Below are 19,502 nucleotides of genomic sequence, written 5' to 3'. Positions count from 1 at the left end.
CGCCACCGTGCTCAACCCCAAGGCCATTTTGTTCGCCGGGTCGATTTTTCCGCCTATGGCATTCGAGAGCGTCTCGATGTGGTTCCAGGCCATGGCGATCTTCGCGGTCTTGCTGGTCCCCATTGGCCTGACGTGGATCGCCATCGGCGCCGCGCCGCGCAATGGGCGTGCGCCGTTCATTCATCTGGCGTTCTTCCAGCGTTGCGCGTCCGTCGTGGTGGGCGCCTTCTCCGTGTCGATGTGGTGCGCAGTGGTCGCCTTGTGCCGTATATGGACCGGCAGTGGACGCAGCGGCCGCGCGTGTTCCGGCTCACGCGAGCACCGCAGTTCTGGCAGTCGGCAAGTGCATCTGGCGGGGGAAACGCGAACCGTCCGTTGACATGGGATCTGTGGGTCGCATTCAAGGCCGCCAGGAGGGAAAAACGGCTGGAGCAGGGTCTACCCTCTCTGAGGCATTCGATGTGCCTTCGCAGGGAACCAAAGCCGCAACGGGACTGACGCAAGCTGTAAGCAGTGCCGCAAGTACTGGCGAAGGAGATGGAGGCGCAGGATTCTTAGGGTTCGTTGAACCAGCGGCAGGCGCTTTGCTCGGTGGCAATGACGCTGATTTGAGCGGCGACGCTCAGTGATGCACAGCCGTTCGACTATCAGCCGCTCGAACTTAGTGCTGACGTAGCGCAGCTTGCCAAATCAACCAACAATCCAGACTACGCGGCGAAGATGCTTGGCTACGATCGCGACACATTCGGCGACATGGTGCACGTCATGAAGGACGATCTTGACTTGCGTGGCGACGATAATGTCATTTGGCACGACAACGGAAATATCGAGTTTAGAAAAAACATCATCGGCAACATGCACGATTACGCATTCTGAGCACGACATGACAAACACACACCAACTGGCCTATGTCTCGTTCTCGGTTGCCGGAGATAGTCTCCACCCCGAGTTCTGGACGGCATATTTCGGGGTCCCCCCGGATTTTTCGGTCGTGAAGGGCCAACGATTCAAAACTCCTTCCGGCCGGTTTAGCAGCGTACAGGGTCGGACCGGAGTATGGGGCATTCGAAGCAAGACAGCTGTTCGTAGTGATTCACTCGAACCTCATTTTCGCTATCTCATCCGTCACCTAAATCTACCACGCGAAGACCTCCGTCAACTCCTTGCAGACAAAGACGCACACATGCGTTTCTTCTGCTACTGGGACAACGAATCCGGTGATCGTGTCCCCGATGTGCCCGATGATATTCGCGTCATGATGGAGACAATGGGCGGTACAGTCGAGATTGACGAGTATCGATAGCACAAGGCCGACAAGTCTTGTGCAAGGTGGCATTCATACTGAATCGAGAACGCACCTACAAATCACTACAGCGCGACCCGCCCAATGGAACGCCCTCGCCGGGAAAAGCGGCGCATGCCGCCGATGTCAGAGGTCAGAGGGTATTGATGGAGAACCATCCTGAAAGCGGTGCGCTGTTGTAATGTGGCCCGAAAAAAGGGCATGCAGCGTACCGGTGCGCCGGCCAGGCCATCCGTTCAACTTCATGCAAAACGTCAACATGGCGCAAGATCAGATTGCCTCATTGCCGTAGTTCGCGCGGCTCACGACATCCACCGGGCGGCGAGCGACTTATGCGCACGAAGAAGCGCCCACGCCGCCTACTCCACACCCTTACCTGCAGACCCACGCATCTCTCCATCTCCGTTCCAGATTCGCCTCAGCCCTAAAAGCCGCGCGCTAGGAGCAAAGCGACAGCCATCAGGGCAAAAGCGCTTTGCTTCGGGTCGGCGCGCGTCTGCCGCGTTTGGCGTTTTCATTCTCGCGATACAGCGCGTGGGTTCTATGTGCCACGCCCGGATTGATGGCTTACTTGCGCCATCACGCCAGCGCCCCGGCACGAACCGCAAGACGCACCGGGCGCATCACGACACGAGGAGAACGCGCATGCCCACCGAAGACCCACAGCACCGCTACGTGCTCACGCTGTCCTGCCCCGCCGCCGCCGGGCAGGTTGCCGCGGTCGCCGGCTTTCTCGACGCGCACCGCGGCTATATCGACGAACTCACGGTGTTCGACGACGACATCAGCACGCGCTTTTTCCTGCGTTGCGTCTTTCACGAGGTCGTGCAGCCCGGCGCGGGCGAGCGCTTCGATCTCGCGGGCCTGCGCGACGAATTCGCGAGCGTCGGCCGCAAGCATGAGATGACCTGGGCCATCCACGATCTGCGGGTGCGTCCCAAAGTGCTCATCATGGTCTCCAAGCTTGAACACTGCCTGGCCGACCTGCTGTTTCGCTGGCGCATGGGCGAGCTGCAGATGGACATTGCGGGCATTGCCTCGAATCACCGCGATTTCGAACCGCTCGCGCGGCAGCACGATCTGCCGTTTCACTATCTTCCTGTTACGCCGGAAACGCGCCGCGAACAGGAAGCCGCGATCCTCGACCTGTTCGACTCGACCGGCTCGGAGCTGCTGATTCTTGCGCGCTACATGCAGATTCTTTCCGACGAAACGAGCCAGAAGCTGGCCGGCCGCGCGATCAACATCCACCACTCTTTCCTGCCTGGCTTCAAGGGCGCGCGGCCCTATCACCAGGCGCATGTGCGCGGGGTCAAGCTAATCGGCGCGACGGCGCACTTCGTCACCGACGATCTCGACGAAGGCCCGATCATCGAGCAGGAAGTGCAGCGGGTCGACCACTCGCTGAACCCCGAGCGCCTGCTGGCCGTCGGGCGCGACGTCGAATGCGTGACGCTCGCGCGCGCCGTGCGGGTATTTCTCGAGCGCCGGGTGTTCATCAACGACGGGCGCACCGTCGTGCTGTAAGCACGAGCGAGGGTGTTCAAGCCGCCGCGTTGCCGTGGCGGCGCTGCGCTTGCGCGACTAGCGCCGCGAACGGGCCTTCGCTCATCTCGCTGGCCACCCGTTGCGCGTAGTCGTGATGCCGCTGCTCGAGCGCCGCGCCCACGCAACGCGCCTGCAAATAGCGCAGCAGCCCGATGCGCCCGTGCCCGCGCGTCATGCTCTGCTCCAGCAGCGCGAGCGCGGCCTCGGCGTCGCCGTGACGGGCGCGCTTGTTGAGTTCGACGGTTTCGGTGCGCGGCATGAAAGCAGGCCTCGTGGATAGGTTCGGCGTGGGGCGCGTGCCCACTAGCGAGTTGACCAAAGCGGCGGCGCTGCCGCTAGAACGAACGCGCCAGGGCGACAGAACCGCGCCGCCATGCGGCAGGTATTCCTTTCAACATTGCGCGGATTTCGCTTTTGCGAAGATCGATGGCGGAAAACGACAAGCGCCTGGGGGCCATATCGGGGATGCTTGGCTGAAACCGTATTGCCGATTTCCTGCGCCCCCATGTCCGACACACTTGCCACCGCCGTTTCCTTCGACGCCGCTCCCAAGGAGCGCATTCGCTTTGGCATCGTGCTGCTGCCGAACTTCACGCTGACCGCGTTCTCCGGATTCGTCGACATGCTGCGTTTGTCCGCCGACGAAGGCGATTACAGCAAGCCGGTGCGCTGCTCCTGGCGCGTGATCGGCGAAACGCTCGCGCCCGTGCGTGCGAGTTGCGGCATTCAGATCGCGCCGTGGGAAACCTTTGCCGATGCCGAGCCGGTCGACTATCTCGTGGTCGTGGGCGGACTGCTGCACTCCGGCCCGCACGCGAGCGAAGCCACGCTGCAGTACATCCGCCGCGCGGCCAGCGGCGAGACGACAGTGGTCGGGATCTGCACGGGCGTGTTCGCGCTCATGCGCGCCGGCGTGCTGGACGGCCATCGTATTTGCGTGAGCTGGTTCCACTACTGGGACTTCATCGAGCGCTTCCCCAACGTCAATGCCGACGCTATCGTCGCCGACCGCCTGTTCGCGATCGACCGCCGTCGCATTACGTGCTCGGGCGGGCGCGCATCGATCGACGTCGCCGCGGCGATTTTGCTGCGCCACTTCGATCACGCGACCGTGCAGAAGGCGTTGCGCATTTTGCTGGTTGGCGAAATGCAAAAGGGCAATGCGCCCCAGCCTCACCCGCCCGGCCTCGAACCCGCCACGCACCCGAAGGTCAAGCGCGCCGTGCTGCTGATGGAGCAGCAGGTTGGCCGCAACGTGCCGCTGGAAGAGCTGGCCTGCAAACTGAATCTCTCGGCGCGGCAGCTCGAACGGCTTTTCAAGGCGGAAACGGGTAAGAGCCCGCGTGCGTTCGCCAACGTGCTGCGCCTGCGCACTGCGGCCTGGCTGCTCACGAGTTCGGATCGCACTGTTGCCGATATTGCTTCGAGTTGTGGGTTTTCGGATGCTTCGCATCTTGGGCGCGAATTTCGTAAGCAGTTTGGCGTGCCGCCTGTCATGTTTCGCGCGCAGCGCAGTGGGCAGGATGCTGCGCAGTTGGCGGATCTCGATGCGCTGTTGCGCAGTGAATCGCCGCTTCCGCGGGCGGATGCTGAGGGGGGCGTTGTTCGGGTGTCGCTGCATTGATGTGTTTTTTTTGTTGTGGTCTTTCTGGGGCTTTGGCCTTTCCTTGTGATCGTGGCGGTATGCATGCGTTGCCCCTGTGCGGGGCGGCACCTACTTTTCTTTGCAGCGGCAAAGAAAAGTAGGCAAAAGAAAGCCGCTCAAACCGCCAGCGCCTGCCACAGTTCACCTCGCACCATCCCAGGTGAATGGCTCCGGAGCGTCTGTCACCTCGCACCATTCTCGTTAGTGACAAAGGGCTTGTCCGTTCCCGCTGCTCGCTACGCGCGCAGCGGCCGGGTCTGCAAGGGAAACCAGGGGCATTGTCATGCGGTAACGCAATGCAAGCGCACCACTGGTTTTAGGTTATGCCCTTCGGCGCGCGTAGCGCCGCCGGAAGGATGAGCGCCTTGTCACTCAGTTCGGTGGTGCGAGGTGACAGACGCTCCGGAGCCATTAACCCTTGGTGGCGCGATGTGAACTGTGGCTGGCGCTGGCGGTTTGAGCGGCTTTCTTTTGCCTACTTTTCTTTGCCGCTGCAAAGAAAAGTAGGTGCCGCCCCGCACAGGGGCAACGCTGGCATACCGACGCGAAAACAAGTTCCAACCGTCAGCAGCCGCAAGCCCCCCCTACTCCCCACGCCGCTCATGACTCGGCGCATGCCCAAACTGCACCCGATACGCCTTACTAAAATGGCAAGGCGAATTGAACCCACAAATCGCGGTCACACGTGAGATCGACGTATCGGTGGTACGCAACAACTCACGCGCACGTTTCAACCGCAACGTGAGGTAGTAATGTGTCGGCGATACGTTCAAATACGCCTTGAACATCCGCTGCAAATGCCGCTGCGAGAGCCGCACGAGCCGCGCCAGCTCCTCCAGCGAAAGCGGCTCCTTGATATTCGCCTCCATCAGCCGCACGACCTCCACGAGTTCGGCCCGCGAAAAGCCCACGCGCGCGTCCACGGGTATGGGCTGCAGATCAGTGGAGCTGCGAATGCGTTCGAGGATGAACTGTTCGGACACCTTCGCAGCAAGGCTTTGCCCAAGGCGCGCGCCAACGAGTTCAAGCATCAGGTCGAGCGGCGCGGTGCCCCCGGTGCAGGTAAGGCGGTCGCGATCGACAACAAACAGCTCGTCGGCAAAGCGTACGCGCGGGAACTCCTGGTGCAGCACCGTAAGATCTTCCCAATGCACGGCGCAGCGATAACCGTCCAGCAGCCCGCTCGCCATCAGCGCGTATGCACCGGTGCAGATGCCGCCAAGCGGCACGCCCTGCTGCGCCACCATGGCGAGCGTGGCGCGCACGCTGTCGCTCATGATCTCGCGAATGCGTATGCCGCCGCACACGATCAGCACGTCCGGCAGGCACGCCGGGTCGAGCGCCTGCGCGGGGCGCACCGTGATGCCGTTGCTGGCGCGGGCCGGTGCGCCGTCGAGCGAGTAGATCGACCAGCGGTAATGGTCCGCGCGCCCCACGTAGTTCGCCATGCGCAGAACCTCGACCGCGCTCGAAAACGCGATCATCGAAAAGTTCTGCAACGTCAGGAAACCGAAATGCCTGATGGACGATGCCGTGCGCGTTTCGGGCTCGGGCATGGCGATGTCGGTCGTCACATTGCGCTCCTCGGGAACGGCGGTTGATCGTATTAGTTCAAACCATTACGCCTCGACGACTGCAGGCCGCACGCGCATTAGATGCTTGAGCCCGGAGAACAACGGTGCTTTCACGGCGCCCGGTGCGCGGCCAAAGCTTTCGGTAATGCGGTCGAGAATAATCGCGAGCAGCACGACTGAAAGTCCGCTTTCGAAACCGAGGCCAATATCCAGCCGCTGAATACTCGCGAGCACATCGTTGCCAAGACCTCCAGCCCCGACCATCGAAGCGATGATGACCATGGAAAGCGCCATCATGATGGTCTGGTTCACGCCCTGCATGATCGAAGGCAGCGCATTCGGAAACTGCACCTTGTACAGCAACTGCCACGGCGTGCAACCGAACGCCTGCCCGGCTTCCACGATCTCGCGGTTCACATGCTTGATGCCGAGGCTCGTGAGGCGCACGGCGGGCGGCATGGCGAAGATCACGGTGGAGAGAATGCCTGGCACGCGGCCAAGGCCAAACAGCATCGCGGCAGGAATCAGATAGACGAAGGCCGGCATCGTCTGCATCAGGTCGAGGATGGGCCGCACGATGGTCTGCACGACCTTGCTCTTGGCCGTCCAGATGCCGAGCGGAATGCCGATCACGAGGCTGATCACCGTTGACGAAAGCGTGAGGCCGAGTGTCACGACGGTCTGATCCCAGAAGCCGGTCGCATAGATCAGCAATAGCGAACAGGTCGCGAAGATCGCGAAGCGCCAGCCCACGCGCCACAGGCCGATGGCGATAAAGAACGCCATGAGCGCCCACATGGGGATAGCCTGCAAGCCGTGCTCGACAAGTGCGGCGAAGCCCTCGATGGCCTTGCCGACGGCGTCGAAGCTGTTGGCGTCGTGGTCGAGCAGATAGTGAACCGACTGATCGACCCACTGGCCGATGGGAATGATCTCAGACATGAGCACCTCGATTACGCGTAATGACCTTCAGAACGGCAGCCTGATCGATGGAGCCGCAGTAACGGCCCTCGTCGTCGACCACGGGCAGCGCCGTCGTGTTCGCGCACACGCGCGTCACGACCTGCTCCAGCGGCGTGCCCAGCGTGATGCATTCGACTTTCTTGAGCGACGGCTGCGCGGCGCCAATCGCATCGCGCGTGACGAAACCGCTGATGCGCCGCTGCCCGTCCAGCACGAACGCGTATTCGGCGCTGCCGTTGAGCGACGAAGCCACGCTTTTCGCGTCGAGCGAGCGAATGAGCGGCACCGCTTCGCGCTGCATGAGATCGCCTGCCGTGAGATAGCGGCTCGTGTCCACGCCGTCGAAGAACGCGCGTACGTAGTCATCGGCAGGATTACTGATGATTTCCTGCGGCGTGCCGATCTGCACGATACGACCGCCTTCCATGATCGCGATGCGGCTGCCAATGCGCAGCGCCTCTTCAAGATCGTGCGAGACGAACATGATCGTGCGGCGCTGCTCCTTTTGCAGTTGCAGCAGCACGTTCTGCATTTCCTTGCGCTTGAGCGGATCGAGTGCGGAAAACGCTTCGTCCATGATCATCAGCGAGGGATTCACCGCAAGCGCGCGGGCGAGACCCACACGCTGCTGCATGCCGCCCGAAAGCTCGGCGGGCAGCTTCTGCGCAAATGCCGCGAGACCGACTTGCTCGAGCACGCTCAGCGCGCGCCGCTCGCGTTCCTTGCGGCCCACGCCCGCCACTTCGAGGCCGAACGCGGCGTTCGCCAGCACGCTGCGCTGCGGCATGAGCGCGAACGACTGAAACACCATGCTCATGTCGGTGCGGCGCAGCGAGACCAGCTCCGAGCGCCGCACGGCGGCGATATCGCGCCCGTCGATGATGACCTTGCCGGCAGTGGGCTCCACGAGCCGGTTGATGAGCCGGATCAGCGTGGACTTGCCCGAGCCGGAAAGCCCCATCAGCACGAAAATCTCGCCTTCATGCACCTCGAACGAGGCATTGTTCACACCGAGCACGTAGCCGGTCTTGGCGAACAGTTCGTCTTTCGTTGCGCCCTTGGCGAGCAGCTCACGTGCAAGCTTCGGGTTGGGCCCGAACACTTTGCATAATCCATCGACCACGATCTTGGGGGATTTCATCGACTCCATCTCCTCGAACGGCAGGCGCCGGCCCGCACGGTATGTCTACATGGTTGCCAGAAAAAGCCCGGCCGGGATGGCGAATTGCGACAGACGCTTACGCAAAAGCGACACGGCGCCGCTTCAGGAAAATCACGTGCTGCGCGTGCACAACCGCGGCGCGCACCCCGTAACGGACACGGGTCTGGCGGGGCCACAGCGGGCCCCCTGCCGTTTTTCTGCTGATGATTACTGCGTGGCTGCCCAGGCATTCACGCGGTCGCCGTGCGCGGCGATCCACGTGTCGGCGGCGGCGTCGGGCTTCTCGCCGTTCTGGATCGCGAGCATCACGCTGTCGATCTCGCCCGGCTTCCACTGGAAATTCTTCAGGAACGCCACCACCTGCGGCGCCTTCTTCTCAAGCTCCGGGTTGGCCACGTTGTCCACGTGCTCGGCTGCGCCGTACACGTTCTTCGGATCGTCGAGGAAGCGCAGCTTGTACTTGGCGAACATCCAGTGCGGGGTCCAGCCCGTGACGATCACGGGCTTTTTCGAGCCCACATCGCGCGCCAGCTCGGCCGTCATCGCGCTGCCCGAACTCGGCATCACGCTGTAGCTGAGGTCGTATTGCTTGACGGCCTCGTCGGTTTTGCGCATCACGCCCGCGCCCGCGTCGATGCCGACGATGCGCCCGCCGAACGCCGACTTGTCCGCGTTCAGATCGGCGATGCTCTTCGCGCTCACGTAGTCAGGCACCACGAGGCCGATCTTCGCGCCTGGGAAGTTCGTGCCGAGGTCGACCACCTTGTCCTTGAACTGCGCCCAGTACGCGCCCTGGGTGACCGGCAGCCAGGCGGAAAGCGTCGCGTCGAGGTCGCCGCGCGCCACGCCCTGCCACATGATGCCCGCGGCCACGGGCACGAGTTGCACCGGGTAGCCATAGCGCTTCTCGATGATGCGCGCGGCCACGTTCGACGTCGCCACGCTGTCGTCCCAGCCTTCGACATAACCGATCTTCAAGGTCGGCTTGCCGTCGGCAAATGCCGGGGCGCTCAAGCTCACCATCGCCGATAACACACCGGTCCAAAAGAGTTTTCCAGCCAGCTTCATGGTCGATCTCCTGTGATATGGGCAAGCGCCCCGTCCTATGCAGATTCGCCCGCCACAATCTGCCGCTAACGTCGATTTACGACGTGTTCTTGTCGTTGCGCGACGCGCGCGCTATTTGTCGACGACGAGGTCGGACAGCGGCTTCGAGCAGCACAGCAGCGCCATGCCTTGATCGATTTCGCGCTGGCGTATGCCGCCGCTATGCTTCATCTCCACCTGCCCGGAAACGAGCTTGACCTTGCAGGTTCCACACATGCCCTGGCTGCACGAAGAGGCCAACCGCACGCCCGCTTGACGCGCGGCATCGAGCACGGTCTGTTGTGCGCCGCATTCAATCTCGCGGCGGCTCTTCGCGAACGTGATCTTGAAGCTGGCCGTTTCGACGGACGATTCTGATTCCGCCGGAGGCTGCTCCACTGGCGCATCTTCTGGCGCCGTAAGCGTTTCAAATGAAAAACTCTCTTCGTGGTAGCGTTCGCGCGCGAAACCGGCTTCGTCGAGCAGATCGCGCACGGCTTTCATGTAGGGCGCGGGGCCACAGGTGAAGATTTCGCGCTCCATGAAGTCCGGCGCAATGAGCTTCAACAGCGGCAGCGAAAGAAAGCCGGTCACGCCCGGCCAATCGGTGCGTGCGCCCACCCTCTCGCAGACGAACGACGTGCGGAAATTGGCGCGGCTCGCAGCGATCAGTTCCAGCTCGCGCGCGAAGATGATGTCGTCGGGCGTGCGCGCGCTATGCACGAAAACGATGTCGCGGTCCTCGGCGAGATCGTGATGTGCGCGGCTCATCGACATGAGCGGCGTGACGCCCGAGCCGGCGGAAAGAAACAGATACTTCGGCGCAGGGTGACGCGCGCACGTGAATTCGCCGGCCGGCCCGAGCACGCGCAGCGCAATGCCTGGGCGCAGATTGTCGTGCAGCCAGTTCGACACCTTGCCGCCAGGCACCCGCTTGACCGTGATGGAAATCGTATGAGGCCGCGCGGGCGACGACGAAATCGTATAGCACCGGTTGATGGCCTCCCCGTCGATCTCGAGTTCGAGTGTGAGGAATTGCCCCGGCTCGAACGAGAACGTGCGGCCCTGCGGCGAGCGCAGGAAAAAACTCTTCACGTCGTGCGTTTCCTGCCATACGTGGCAGCACTCGAGGGTTTCTTCGACCTCGCTCGTCCACCGTTCGGGCAACGCGCCCCAGAACGCCGGGCGCGTCACCCGGCTGTCGCTGAGATCGAGTGGATTGAATTGGGCCGCGTCTCGCATCATGTCAAACTCCGCTCTCTTTACTTTTACGCGCGTGCGTTATGCGCCGATCTGCCTGGCGAGGCGGCCGATATACCAGGCCGAGAACTTTTCGACGAGCCCTTCCGTGTACGGCGAATACGGGCCCGGCTCATACGCGCTGCTCGCCGCGCCGCGCTGCGAATACTCCACGAGCGTGCGGTCCTGGTTGTTGGTCGCGTTCCACACGGCGGTGAGATTGTCCACGTCGTAGTCGATGCCTTCGCGCGCGTCCTTGTGAACGAGCCAGCGCGTGCGCACGAGCGTCTCGCCCGCGGAAAGCGGAATGACCGAAAACGACACGATGTGATCGCTCATGAAGTGATGCCACGAATTCGGCTGCGTCCAGAACGAGAGACCGCCTAGATCCGCTGTGCGGAATTCGCCAAGCAGCTTCTTCGAGGCGACCTTCGCGTCGAGCGTTTGCGACTCGCCGCAGCGGTCGAGCGGCAGGCGTTGCGTGCGAAAACCGGTGACGTCCAGCAGTTTTTCGATTTCGACCGACGGCAGGTCCATTGCTTCCCACTGCTTCGCGCGCTCGTTGCAGGTGCGCTCGAACGCATCCATGCCTTCCGCATTGGCTTCCGTCCGTGCGTAGCCAAAGCCGTATTCGTAGAGCGAAATGGTCAGCTCGGGATGGTTCGCCACGCAGTGATAGCACTCGCGGTTGTTTTCCATCACGAGCTTCCAGTTGCCCTTCTCGATGATGTCGACCTGCGCGGCGACCTTGCAGCCCGCCAGATCGTGGGGCAGCAAATACGGCTCCATTTCGGCGCGCATGTCCGCGAAGTCGGTGGGCGGTTCTTCGGCGAGGCACACGAAGATCAGGCCCGCGAGATTTTCCACGTGCACGGTCTTGAGGCTGTGCTTGCAGCGGTCGAACTGCTCGCCCATGTGCTCGGCGAACATCAGCGCGCCGGTGAGGTTGTAGGTCCAGCTGTGGTACGGGCAGACGATATTGCCCACCGAGCCCTTTTCTTCATTGCACAGGCGCGCACCGCGATGGCGGCAGACGTTGTGGAACGCGCGCACCTGCATGTCGTCGTCGCGCACGATCAGGATCGAGTCGCCCGCCAGTTCGATGGTCACGTAATCGCCCGGTTCGGGAATTTCCGCTTCGGTTGCGACCTCGATCCAGTGCTGCCGGAAAATCGTCTCCATATCGAGCGCGAAAATCTCCTCGCTCAGGTAGAAGGGCGCTTCCAGGCTGTAACCCGCCTGACGCCGCTCGATCAGTGCGCGAATCTCTGCCGTTACTTTCATGTGTGCTCCGGATTTTTCATCCCAGTTCGTTGCCGACACGCCAGCAAAATCAGTAGTCGATGAGTTGATGCTCGCGCAAATAAGCGAGGATCACTTGTGCTTTTTCGACCGAACTCCCCTCAATTACGACGTTGCCGCCCCGGCTTTCGGTCGTGGTCGCCGAAAGCATGCGCGCGTGGCCCGAGCGCTTCTCTGCCGCGGCGAGGCGCACAGGCTTGCGCTCGATGGGGCCAACGGTCCATGCGGCGGATTCGGTGGATTCGGTGGAAGCGGCAACGCTCGCACGCGTGGCGTGCTCGGGCCGCACCGCGCCCGCACGCAAGCGCGCGTAGGCATAGCGAGGCTGGGCGTTGGCGAGCGGATGCACGGCGATCACGGCGGGCAGCGCCGTTTGCACGCGCCGGCGCAGCCCTTTGGGCAGGAACTGCCGCACGACGGCGGTGCGCGCGGCCACATTGACGTCGATGTCCACGGCGCTCCCCACCAACGGCACCCCAAGCGCGGCTGCCAAGCGGTACGGCAGCATGCCGCTGTCGTGCGCCCCTTCGGCGCGCGTGCCGGTCAATACGAGGTCGTAACCGCGCACGCGCTCGGCGATAAGGCGCGCCGCGTCGTCAGACGGCGTGCAGGCCAGCACCTCCACTTCCTGCGCGCCTAGCGCAAGGTATTCGGCGAGCGCCGGATCGGCGGCGTCGCCTGCATGCAGCACGGACAGACGCGCGCGATGCCGCTCGGCGAGCGTGCGCGCAAGGTCGAGCGCGAGCGCGTCGTTGCGGCTATAGCGCGGTGCACCGCTTACCGGGTGGCGCCCCACTGAAACGAGCACCGCGATGCGCTCGATTCTGCGTTGAGGATCATGGCGTGCGTTCATGCGGCAACTCCTGCGCAATGCGTGTCGTCATGTATGGCGCTTGCCCCGCCCCGCGTGGCGCGTGCGGCCTGCACCTGCTCGATCAGCGCGGCGATGGTGCCTTGCGCGTCGCCGACCACGGTCAGATTGGCGCGCTTCGCGATTGGCGCGCTGCCGTCGAGATTCACGGCGATCACATGGCGGCAGTCCTTGATGCCCTGCAAGTGCTGCACGGCCCCGGAAATGCCGAACGCGATATACACGCTCGCCTCGACCGTCTTGCCCGTTGCGCCCACCTGCTTGTCGCGCGTGAAGTGACCGTTGTCCACGGCCACGCGGCTCGCGCCAATGGCGGCGCCGAATGCGCCCGCGAGCCGGCCAAACGCCGCGATGTCGGTCACGCCGTTGCCCGCCGAGACGATGAAATCGGCTTCTTCGAGCGCGACCTGGGCGGCGTCGATGGATTCGAGGCCGAGATCCTTATACGGCGACGCGAGGTCGTTGGCAGGCCGGATGAAATCGCCCGCAAGGCGCTCACCCGCACCAACGAACGGCAGCTTCGAATCGACGGCGTTCGGCGCGAGCAGGATCACATCGGGCAGCGCGCGCGCGGCCCACGCGCGCTTTGCCTGCTCGTACACGCCGACATGCTTCGCGTCGATCTCCACCACATGCGCCGCCACGCTCGCCCCGGCGCTGGCCGCGTAGCGCCGCCCGAGATCGCCGTCGCCATAGGCGTTGTCGGGCACAAATACATGCTTCGGGGCAAGCGCCGCCGCGCAGGCCTGCAGCGCGCGCAACTCGCTTTCCGGCGCGAACGTGCGGCGCTCGAATCCGGGCAGTTCGATCAGCTTGTCCACGCCGAGCGCCCCGGCGTCGTCTTTCAGTTCGCCGAACACGAGCAGCGCCACTTCGGTTTGCGCGTCGGCGAGCAGCGCGGCGGCGGCAATGGCCTGGCACGCGTGGTCGTCGAGCGCGCCGCGTTCGGCATGCGCGACTACGAGCAAAAACTGGTTCGGGTTGCTAATCACACGACGAGGCTTCGTCGCACCGGCGTGACCGTGTTGCATGAGCCATTGCGCCGCGCTTGCATCCGCGCTGCCGGTCTCGCCCAGCGTAATGCGCTTGAGGCCAGCCGCCGTGACGACGAAGGGGCGGCGCGGATCGATTCGTTTGAGGGTATTCATCGACTCACTCCAGCGAGGCGGCCACGAGTTCGGCCACGTCGAGCACGTCCGGGCGCGGGCCCACCACGCCTTCGAGCATGGCCGTGCATTGCGGGCAGGCCACGGCGACGACGTCGGCGTTCACTGCGCGCGCGTCGGCGATGCGGATATCGGGAATGCGCTGCTTGCCGGGAATATCGGTGAGCGGCGCGCCGCCACCGCCGCCGCAGCAACGTGCGCGCATGCCGCTGCGCTCCATCTCCACGACCTTGATGCCGATGGTCTTGAGCAGCTTGCGCGGCGCTTCGGTTTCGCCGTTGTAGCGGCCCAGATAGCAAGGATCGTGATACGTCGTGCGCTTTTCAGCGAGCGCCTGCACGGCCTTGGGCGCGATGCGTCCGGTTGCGGCAAGCTCCGCGAGGTAGGTTGTGTGATGCAGCACCTCGTAACGCCCGCCCAGCGCGCGGTACTCGTTGCGCAGGCTGTGCATGACATGCGGATCGGCGGTCACGATGCGCGCGAAGTTCAGCGTAGCGAGCGTCGTCATCATCTGCCTGGCCATGCGCTGGAACGTCGCTTCGTCGCCCAGGCGGCGCGCCACGTCGCCTGTGTCGGTTTCGCACCCGCCGAGCACCGCGTAGTTCACGCCCGCCTTGTTGAGCACCTTCACGAGCGCGCGCAGCGTGCGCTGATAGCGCATGTCGAACGCGCCCTCGCCCGCCACCACGAGAATGTCCACACGCTTGCCCGGTTGCGCCACGGGTGCATTGAGGTCCACCGCCCAGTCGTAGCGCGCCGCCTTGTCGTAGCCGCCGGCCGTGCCCGTTTCGCGCAGATTGGCGAGCACTTCGGGGCCCTTGCCCGGCACTTCGCCAAGCACGAGCGTCTGGTTGCGGCGCATGTCGACGATCGCATCGACGTGCTCGATCAGCATGGGGCACTCCTGCACGCAGGCGCGGCAGGTGGTGCACGACCAAAGCGTTTGCGCTTCGATCAGGCCGGAAACGATCGGGCCGTTCGGCGCACCGCTATGCTGGCCAACCTGGATGCCGGGCGTGGGGCTGCCCGCATAGGCCGCGTCGGTGCCGCCCGCCATGCCGACCACGAGGTCCTGAATCAGCTTCTTGGGATTGAGCGGCTGGCCCGAAGCGAATGCGGGGCACGCGGCCTCGCATTTGCCGCACTGCACGCAGGCATCGAAGCTCAACAGCTGGTTCCAGCGAAACTCAACGGGCTTCGCCACGCCGTATTCCTGCTTCTCTTCGATGTCGGGGAGCTTCAGCGCCGTGGGCGGCGTGGCCGTGCCGTTGCCGGTCCAACCCTCGCGCGTTGCCGAAAAGCGCTCCTGGCGCGGATGGAACGCCAGATGCAACAGGCCGGCAATCGCGTGCTTCATCGGGCCGCCCTTCGCTGCGCCAAACGTCATCGCGAACGCGCCAACGCCGATCAGCACGGCGCAAAGCACCGCGAAGCCGCCCGACATGGCGCCCGCAGGCACCAACGTAAAGAGCGCCACGCCCAGCGCGAACGAACCGAGCAGCCACGGCAGCGTATTCCACGGCCCACGCGATAGACGCGCTGGGACATCTTTCGCGTGACGGCGACGCCAGACGAACACCGCACCGATCAGCATGGCGAGCGCCGCGAGAAAGATGAGCTTGTCGAGCCACGGCGAATAGATCGCGAGCCCGTAGTTGACGAACACGAGCGCAAGCGCCGCGATCGCACCACCGGCCGTCGCGACGTGCGTCTTCGCAATATACGGGTCACGCGCCACCACGTGGTGCAAATCGACGAAATAACGTTTCGGTATGCTGAACAGCTTGCCGAAGCCCACGGAGCTGGGCGCGGCGGCGCGCCCCACCCGCCAGAAGGCGGCGCGCTTCGCGACCGCGAACGCGAGCCCCGCCATCGACATCCACAACAGCGCGGTAATGAGCCAGGTCGGATTCATGGTTCAGAAGTCCTTGGCAAGCCGCAGCGCGTCGTAAATCGCGCCGTGGATGTTGTGCAAGGAAATGCAGTCGCCCACGCGGAAGAGCAGGAAACGGCCATTACCGAGGTCCTCGGAAAGACACGGCTGCGCCTCGGCCGCGAAGAGCTTGTGCACGTCCACCTGACCGCGATTGACCGATTCGGGCTTGAGCTTCCAGTACAACTCGTCGTTCGGCGTGCTGCCGTTTTCGATCACTACCTGATCGACGGCGCGCTCTTCCTGCTCCTCCGTGTACTCGTTGCGCAGCACGGCGATCTTCTTGCCGTCTTCTTCGTACACGCGATCGAGCCAGTAATTCGGCGTGTGAATCACGCCCTGTGCGTAGAGGCGGCGATAGAAGATCGGGAACGTGGTGCCGCCCACGTCGTCGGCGACCTTGACGTCGGGCGTGACGATTTCGACCTTCGAGCCACGGCTCGAAATGAAGTCGGCCACGCCCGCGCCCGCATGCGTGCTCACGCCGTCGTACACGAGCACGTTCTGCTTCGGCTCGACCTTGCCGCTCAGGATGTCCCACGCGCTCACGGCCAGCCCCTCTTCCACGCCCCAGGCCGGAACCTGCTGCGTGAAGCTCGACCCACCGGTTGCGAGCACGATGATGTCGGGCTTTTCCGCGAGAATCGTTTTCTCGTCGGCCGCGACGCCAAGGCGGCGATCCACGCCCAGGCGCTTCGTCTCCATGTCGAACCAGCGCACGATGCCCGCCATCTGCTCGCGCTGCGGCGCTTTCGCTGCGAGCAGGATCTGGCCGCCCACGGCGTCGTTCTTTTCGAACAGCACCACGTCATGGCCGCGCAGCCGCGCCACGCGCGCCGCTTCCAGCCCCGCCGGGCCCGCGCCGACCACCACGACCTTACGCTTCGGGCCACGCGACTTTTCGATGACATGGGGCATGGTCGCTTCGCGCGACGTTGCGGCGTTCTGCACGCACAGCACGTCGAGCCCGTTGTACTGGCGGTCGATGCAATAGTTCGCGCCCACGCACTGCTTGATTTCGTCTTCGCGGCCGTCGCGAATCTTGATGACCATGTGCGGGTCGGCGATCTGCGCGCGCGTCATGCCGACGAGATCGACCATGCCGCTCGCGAGCAAACGCTCGGCCTGGCCCGCGTCGCGAATGCTCTGCGCGTGCATCACGGGCAGCTTGACCACCGACTTGATGCCAGCCGCGAGATGCACGAACGGCTCGGGCGGCAGCGCCATGGGCGGCATGCAGTTCGCGAGCGTGTTGTGCGTGTCCGCGCCGGAGCCGATGACGCCGAGATAATCTATGAGACCCGTTTCCGACATCGCCTGCGCGATGTCCTTCAACTGCTCGTGATCAAGGCCGTCTTCATGGAATTCGTCGCCACACATACGCAGTCCGACGCAAAAGTCCTTGCCCACCGCCTCACGCACGGCCTTGAGCACTTCCACGCCAAAGCGCAGACGGTTTTCGAGCGAGCCGCCCCATTCGTCGGTGCGAAAGTTCGTGCGCGGGCTCCAGAATTGATCGATCAGATGCTGGTGCGCGGCGGAGATTTCGATGCCGTCCATGCCCGCGTCTTTCACGCGCTTCGCTGCCGCCGCGAAGTCGCCGATGATGCGGCGGATTTCCTCCACCTCGATGATCTTCGCGTTGCCGCGGTGCACCGGTTCGCGCACACCCGAAGGCGACATCAGATGCGGCCAGTGTTCGCCGTGAAAGGCGGAACGGCGGCCCATATGCGTGGCCTGGATCATGATCTTCGCGCCGTGGCGGTGCATGGCTTCGGCCAGACGCGCGAGCGGATCGATGATCTTGTCCGTGGCGAGGTTCACCGATTTCCACCAGCCCTGGGGACTGTCGATCGACACCGGGCTCGAGCCACCGCACACGGCGAGGCCCACGCCACCCTTGGCCTTCTCCTCGTAGTAGCGGATATAGCGCTCGCCCGGCAAGCCGCCCGGCTCCGCGTAGACCTCCGCATGGGCCGTGCTGACGATGCGGTTACGCAGCGTGAGCTGATTGAGCGTCAAGGGTTTGAACAAATTGGGGTAGCGCATCGCAGACGACCTCTGGTGTTCGTGTCTTTCGGTGAGTCCTGTATTACGGGGCGCCGGCCGTTCAGGCGGCGATCGGCGAGACTTCGAATACGCAGTGCGCGTGGCCTTCGGCGGCGCACTGCACTTCCTTCGAGTGCGCGCGCGGCGCGTTCTCGCCGCCTTCCGTGGTGTCGTTCACCCAGTCCATCGCGCCTGCGAACCAGCCCGCGAACATGTAGCAGAGCTTGCCTTCCTTGCCCGGCTGCGCGAGCACGAACGACGAATGGCGCAATTCGATCTTCGCGCGCGCCGTGGCCGGGTCCGCCTCGCGGATCGTGAAAAGGCCCCAGCCGCGCTGCGAAAGACGCTTCAGGTAATGCTCGAACACGGCCATGCCGGTGATGCCGTGCTTTTCGGCTTCCTTCGCGCACCAGTGGTACGCCGACTTATAGCCGGCCTTGTAGAGAATCTCGGCGTACGCGTCGCGGCCCAGCGCCTCTTCCACGGCGGTGTGATTGTTGGTGAAGAAGTGGCGCGGCACATACAGCATCGGCAGCGCGTCCGTGGTCCAGACGCCGGTGGCGGGATCGACATCGATCGGCAGTTGCGGTTGCATTTCGTGGGGCTCCAGTGACTCAGTGAGCGAATTTATTTAGGGTTTCTAATTTGTTGCGATGGCCTTTCCGTATCAACCGGTCAGGCCTGGCGGTCAACCGCCCCAGACTTCGCCGAACACACGCATCCAGTTCTCGCCCATCACCTTCTTGATGCGCGTTTCGCTCCAGCCTGCTTTTTGCATGGCAGCGGTGAGATTGGGAAATTCACCGATCGTGCGGATGCCTTCCGGATTCACCACCTTGCCGAAATTCGTGAGGCGGCGATAACGGCCCTTGTCGTGCGTGATCCAGTCGAAGAACTCGGTGCTGTAGCCCTGCGTGAAGTCGGTGCCAATGCCTACGCGGTCTTCGCCGATCAGATCGACCACGTATTCGATCGCTTCGATGTAATCCTCGACGGTCGAATCCGGGCCTTTCTTGAGGAACGGCGCGAACATGGTCACGCCGACGAAACCGTTCGCATCGGCGAGTTCCTTCAATTGCTCATCGGTCTTGTTGCGCGGATGCTCCTTGAGACCCGACGGACAGCAGTGCGAATACGTGACCGGCTTCTTCGAGCAGGCAATCGCATCCGACGAAGTCTTTCCGCCCACGTGCGAAAGATCGACGAGGATACCCACGCGGTTCATTTCCTGGATCACTTCGCGCCCGTAGCCGGAGAGACCGCCGTCCGGCTCATAGCAGCCCGTGCCGACCAGGTTCTGCGTGTTGTAGCAAAGCTGCACGACATTCACGCCGAGTTCCTTGAACACCTCGATATACCCGAGGTTGTCCTCGAACGCATACGAGTTCTGGAAGCCGAAGATAATGCCGGTCTTGTTCTCTTTCTTCGCACGCACAATGTCGTCGGTCGTGCGCACGAGCGTGAGGATCTCGCTGTACTCGCGAATTTGCTGCTTCATTTGCGCGATGTTGTCGACGGTCTTCTGGAAGTCTTCCCATACAGAAACCGTGCAGTTGACGGCGGTAACGCCGCCCTTGCGCATGTCTTCGAACACCGAGCGCTCGAACTTCGAAATGTTCAGACCGTCGATGATGATGCTGTTGTCGTGCAGAGTGCTCATT

At 63.4% G+C, this 19,502-nt stretch carries 16 protein-coding genes and 3 pseudogenes; 5 read left to right on the top strand and 14 right to left on the bottom strand.

From position 1 onward, the window contains the following. The 4 genes and pseudogenes from U5A52_RS29585 to purU form a co-directional block, all read left to right on the top strand. Positions 1 to 379, top strand: a pseudogene (locus U5A52_RS29585) (hypothetical protein); the annotation flags it as partial. Positions 380 to 720: 341 nt separating this feature from the next. Continuing rightward, positions 721 to 876: a hypothetical protein gene (locus U5A52_RS29580; RefSeq protein ID WP_321937225.1), complete on the top strand. Its 156-nt coding sequence runs from the start codon at positions 721 to 723 to the stop codon at positions 874 to 876. A 7-nt stretch (positions 877 to 883) separates the two neighbouring features. Beyond that, positions 884 to 1,303: a DUF4279 domain-containing protein gene (locus U5A52_RS29575; RefSeq protein WP_321937224.1), complete on the top strand. Its 420-nt coding sequence runs from the start codon at positions 884 to 886 to the stop codon at positions 1,301 to 1,303. A gap of 645 nt (positions 1,304 to 1,948) precedes the next feature. Beyond that, a complete protein-coding gene (gene purU / locus U5A52_RS29570) occupies positions 1,949 to 2,830 on the top strand; it encodes a formyltetrahydrofolate deformylase (RefSeq protein WP_321915388.1) in 882 nt (293 codons plus the stop codon). A gap of 16 nt (positions 2,831 to 2,846) precedes the next feature. Here purU and U5A52_RS29565 read toward each other — a convergent pair whose 3' ends face one another. Continuing rightward, entirely contained in the window at positions 2,847 to 3,110 is a 264-nt protein-coding gene (locus U5A52_RS29565) for a hypothetical protein (protein WP_321937222.1), read from the bottom strand. Between the two features lie 246 nt (positions 3,111 to 3,356). Here U5A52_RS29565 and U5A52_RS29560 point away from each other — a divergent pair, with 246 nt between their 5' ends. After that, positions 3,357 to 4,475 (top strand): GlxA family transcriptional regulator, encoded by a 1,119-nt coding sequence (locus tag U5A52_RS29560; RefSeq protein WP_321937220.1) that lies wholly within the window; start codon positions 3,357 to 3,359, stop codon positions 4,473 to 4,475. 605 nt (positions 4,476 to 5,080) lie between these two features. On the opposite strand, the gene U5A52_RS29555 is transcribed toward U5A52_RS29560, so the two are convergent. From U5A52_RS29555 to U5A52_RS29500, 13 genes and pseudogenes are all read right to left on the bottom strand, one after another. Continuing rightward, positions 5,081 to 6,052 carry a GlxA family transcriptional regulator gene (locus tag U5A52_RS29555; protein WP_321937236.1) on the bottom strand — a complete coding sequence of 324 codons (972 nt, stop codon included), beginning with the start codon at positions 6,050 to 6,052 and terminating at the stop codon, positions 5,081 to 5,083. A 63-nt stretch (positions 6,053 to 6,115) separates the two neighbouring features. After that, positions 6,116 to 7,012 (bottom strand): choline ABC transporter permease subunit, encoded by an 897-nt coding sequence (choW, locus tag U5A52_RS29550; protein ID WP_321915390.1) that lies wholly within the window; start codon positions 7,010 to 7,012, stop codon positions 6,116 to 6,118. After that, positions 7,005 to 8,174 carry a quaternary amine ABC transporter ATP-binding protein gene (locus U5A52_RS29545; protein WP_415764740.1) on the bottom strand — a complete coding sequence of 390 codons (1,170 nt, stop codon included), beginning with the start codon at positions 8,172 to 8,174 and terminating at the stop codon, positions 7,005 to 7,007. The genes choW and U5A52_RS29545 overlap by 8 nt, the downstream gene beginning before the upstream one ends. A gap of 228 nt (positions 8,175 to 8,402) precedes the next feature. Beyond that, entirely contained in the window at positions 8,403 to 9,263 is an 861-nt protein-coding gene (locus U5A52_RS29540; RefSeq protein ID WP_321915391.1) for a glycine betaine ABC transporter substrate-binding protein, read from the bottom strand. 111 nt (positions 9,264 to 9,374) lie between these two features. Next, positions 9,375 to 9,623, bottom strand: a pseudogene (locus tag U5A52_RS43345) (2Fe-2S iron-sulfur cluster-binding protein); the annotation flags it as partial. A gap of 71 nt (positions 9,624 to 9,694) precedes the next feature. Next, a pseudogene (locus U5A52_RS29535) lies at positions 9,695 to 10,526 on the bottom strand (FAD-binding oxidoreductase); the annotation flags it as partial. A 36-nt stretch (positions 10,527 to 10,562) separates the two neighbouring features. Then, a complete protein-coding gene (locus U5A52_RS29530) occupies positions 10,563 to 11,804 on the bottom strand; it encodes an aromatic ring-hydroxylating dioxygenase subunit alpha (RefSeq protein WP_321915393.1) in 1,242 nt (413 codons plus the stop codon). Between the two features lie 49 nt (positions 11,805 to 11,853). After that, positions 11,854 to 12,675, bottom strand: a complete 822-nt coding sequence (locus U5A52_RS29525; RefSeq protein WP_321937216.1) for an electron transfer flavoprotein subunit beta/FixA family protein — start codon at positions 12,673 to 12,675, stop codon at positions 11,854 to 11,856. After that, positions 12,672 to 13,841, bottom strand: a complete 1,170-nt coding sequence (locus U5A52_RS29520; RefSeq protein ID WP_321937215.1) for an electron transfer flavoprotein subunit alpha/FixB family protein — start codon at positions 13,839 to 13,841, stop codon at positions 12,672 to 12,674. Before U5A52_RS29520 ends, U5A52_RS29525 begins: the two co-directional genes overlap by 4 nt. Positions 13,842 to 13,845: 4 nt before the next feature. Next, positions 13,846 to 15,774, bottom strand: coding sequence for a (Fe-S)-binding protein (locus U5A52_RS29515; protein WP_321937214.1), 1,929 nt, complete (start codon positions 15,772 to 15,774; stop codon positions 13,846 to 13,848). Between the two features lie 3 nt (positions 15,775 to 15,777). Continuing rightward, positions 15,778 to 17,841 (bottom strand): NADH:flavin oxidoreductase, encoded by a 2,064-nt coding sequence (locus U5A52_RS29510; RefSeq protein WP_321937212.1) that lies wholly within the window; start codon positions 17,839 to 17,841, stop codon positions 15,778 to 15,780. A gap of 61 nt (positions 17,842 to 17,902) precedes the next feature. Then, on the bottom strand, positions 17,903 to 18,436 hold the full coding sequence (locus U5A52_RS29505; protein ID WP_321937210.1) for a DUF5943 domain-containing protein: 534 nt from the start codon (positions 18,434 to 18,436) through the stop codon (positions 17,903 to 17,905). Positions 18,437 to 18,529: 93 nt separating this feature from the next. Continuing rightward, complete coding sequence (locus U5A52_RS29500) at positions 18,530 to 19,501, bottom strand: dipeptidase (protein ID WP_321937208.1); 972 nt, start codon at positions 19,499 to 19,501, stop codon at positions 18,530 to 18,532. Position 19,502 lies beyond the last annotated feature (1 nt).

Source organism: Paraburkholderia sp. J8-2 (assembly GCF_905220195.1).
Lineage (GTDB): Bacteria > Pseudomonadota > Gammaproteobacteria > Burkholderiales > Burkholderiaceae > Paraburkholderia.
This window is presented reverse-complemented; position numbering and strand designations above follow the sequence as displayed.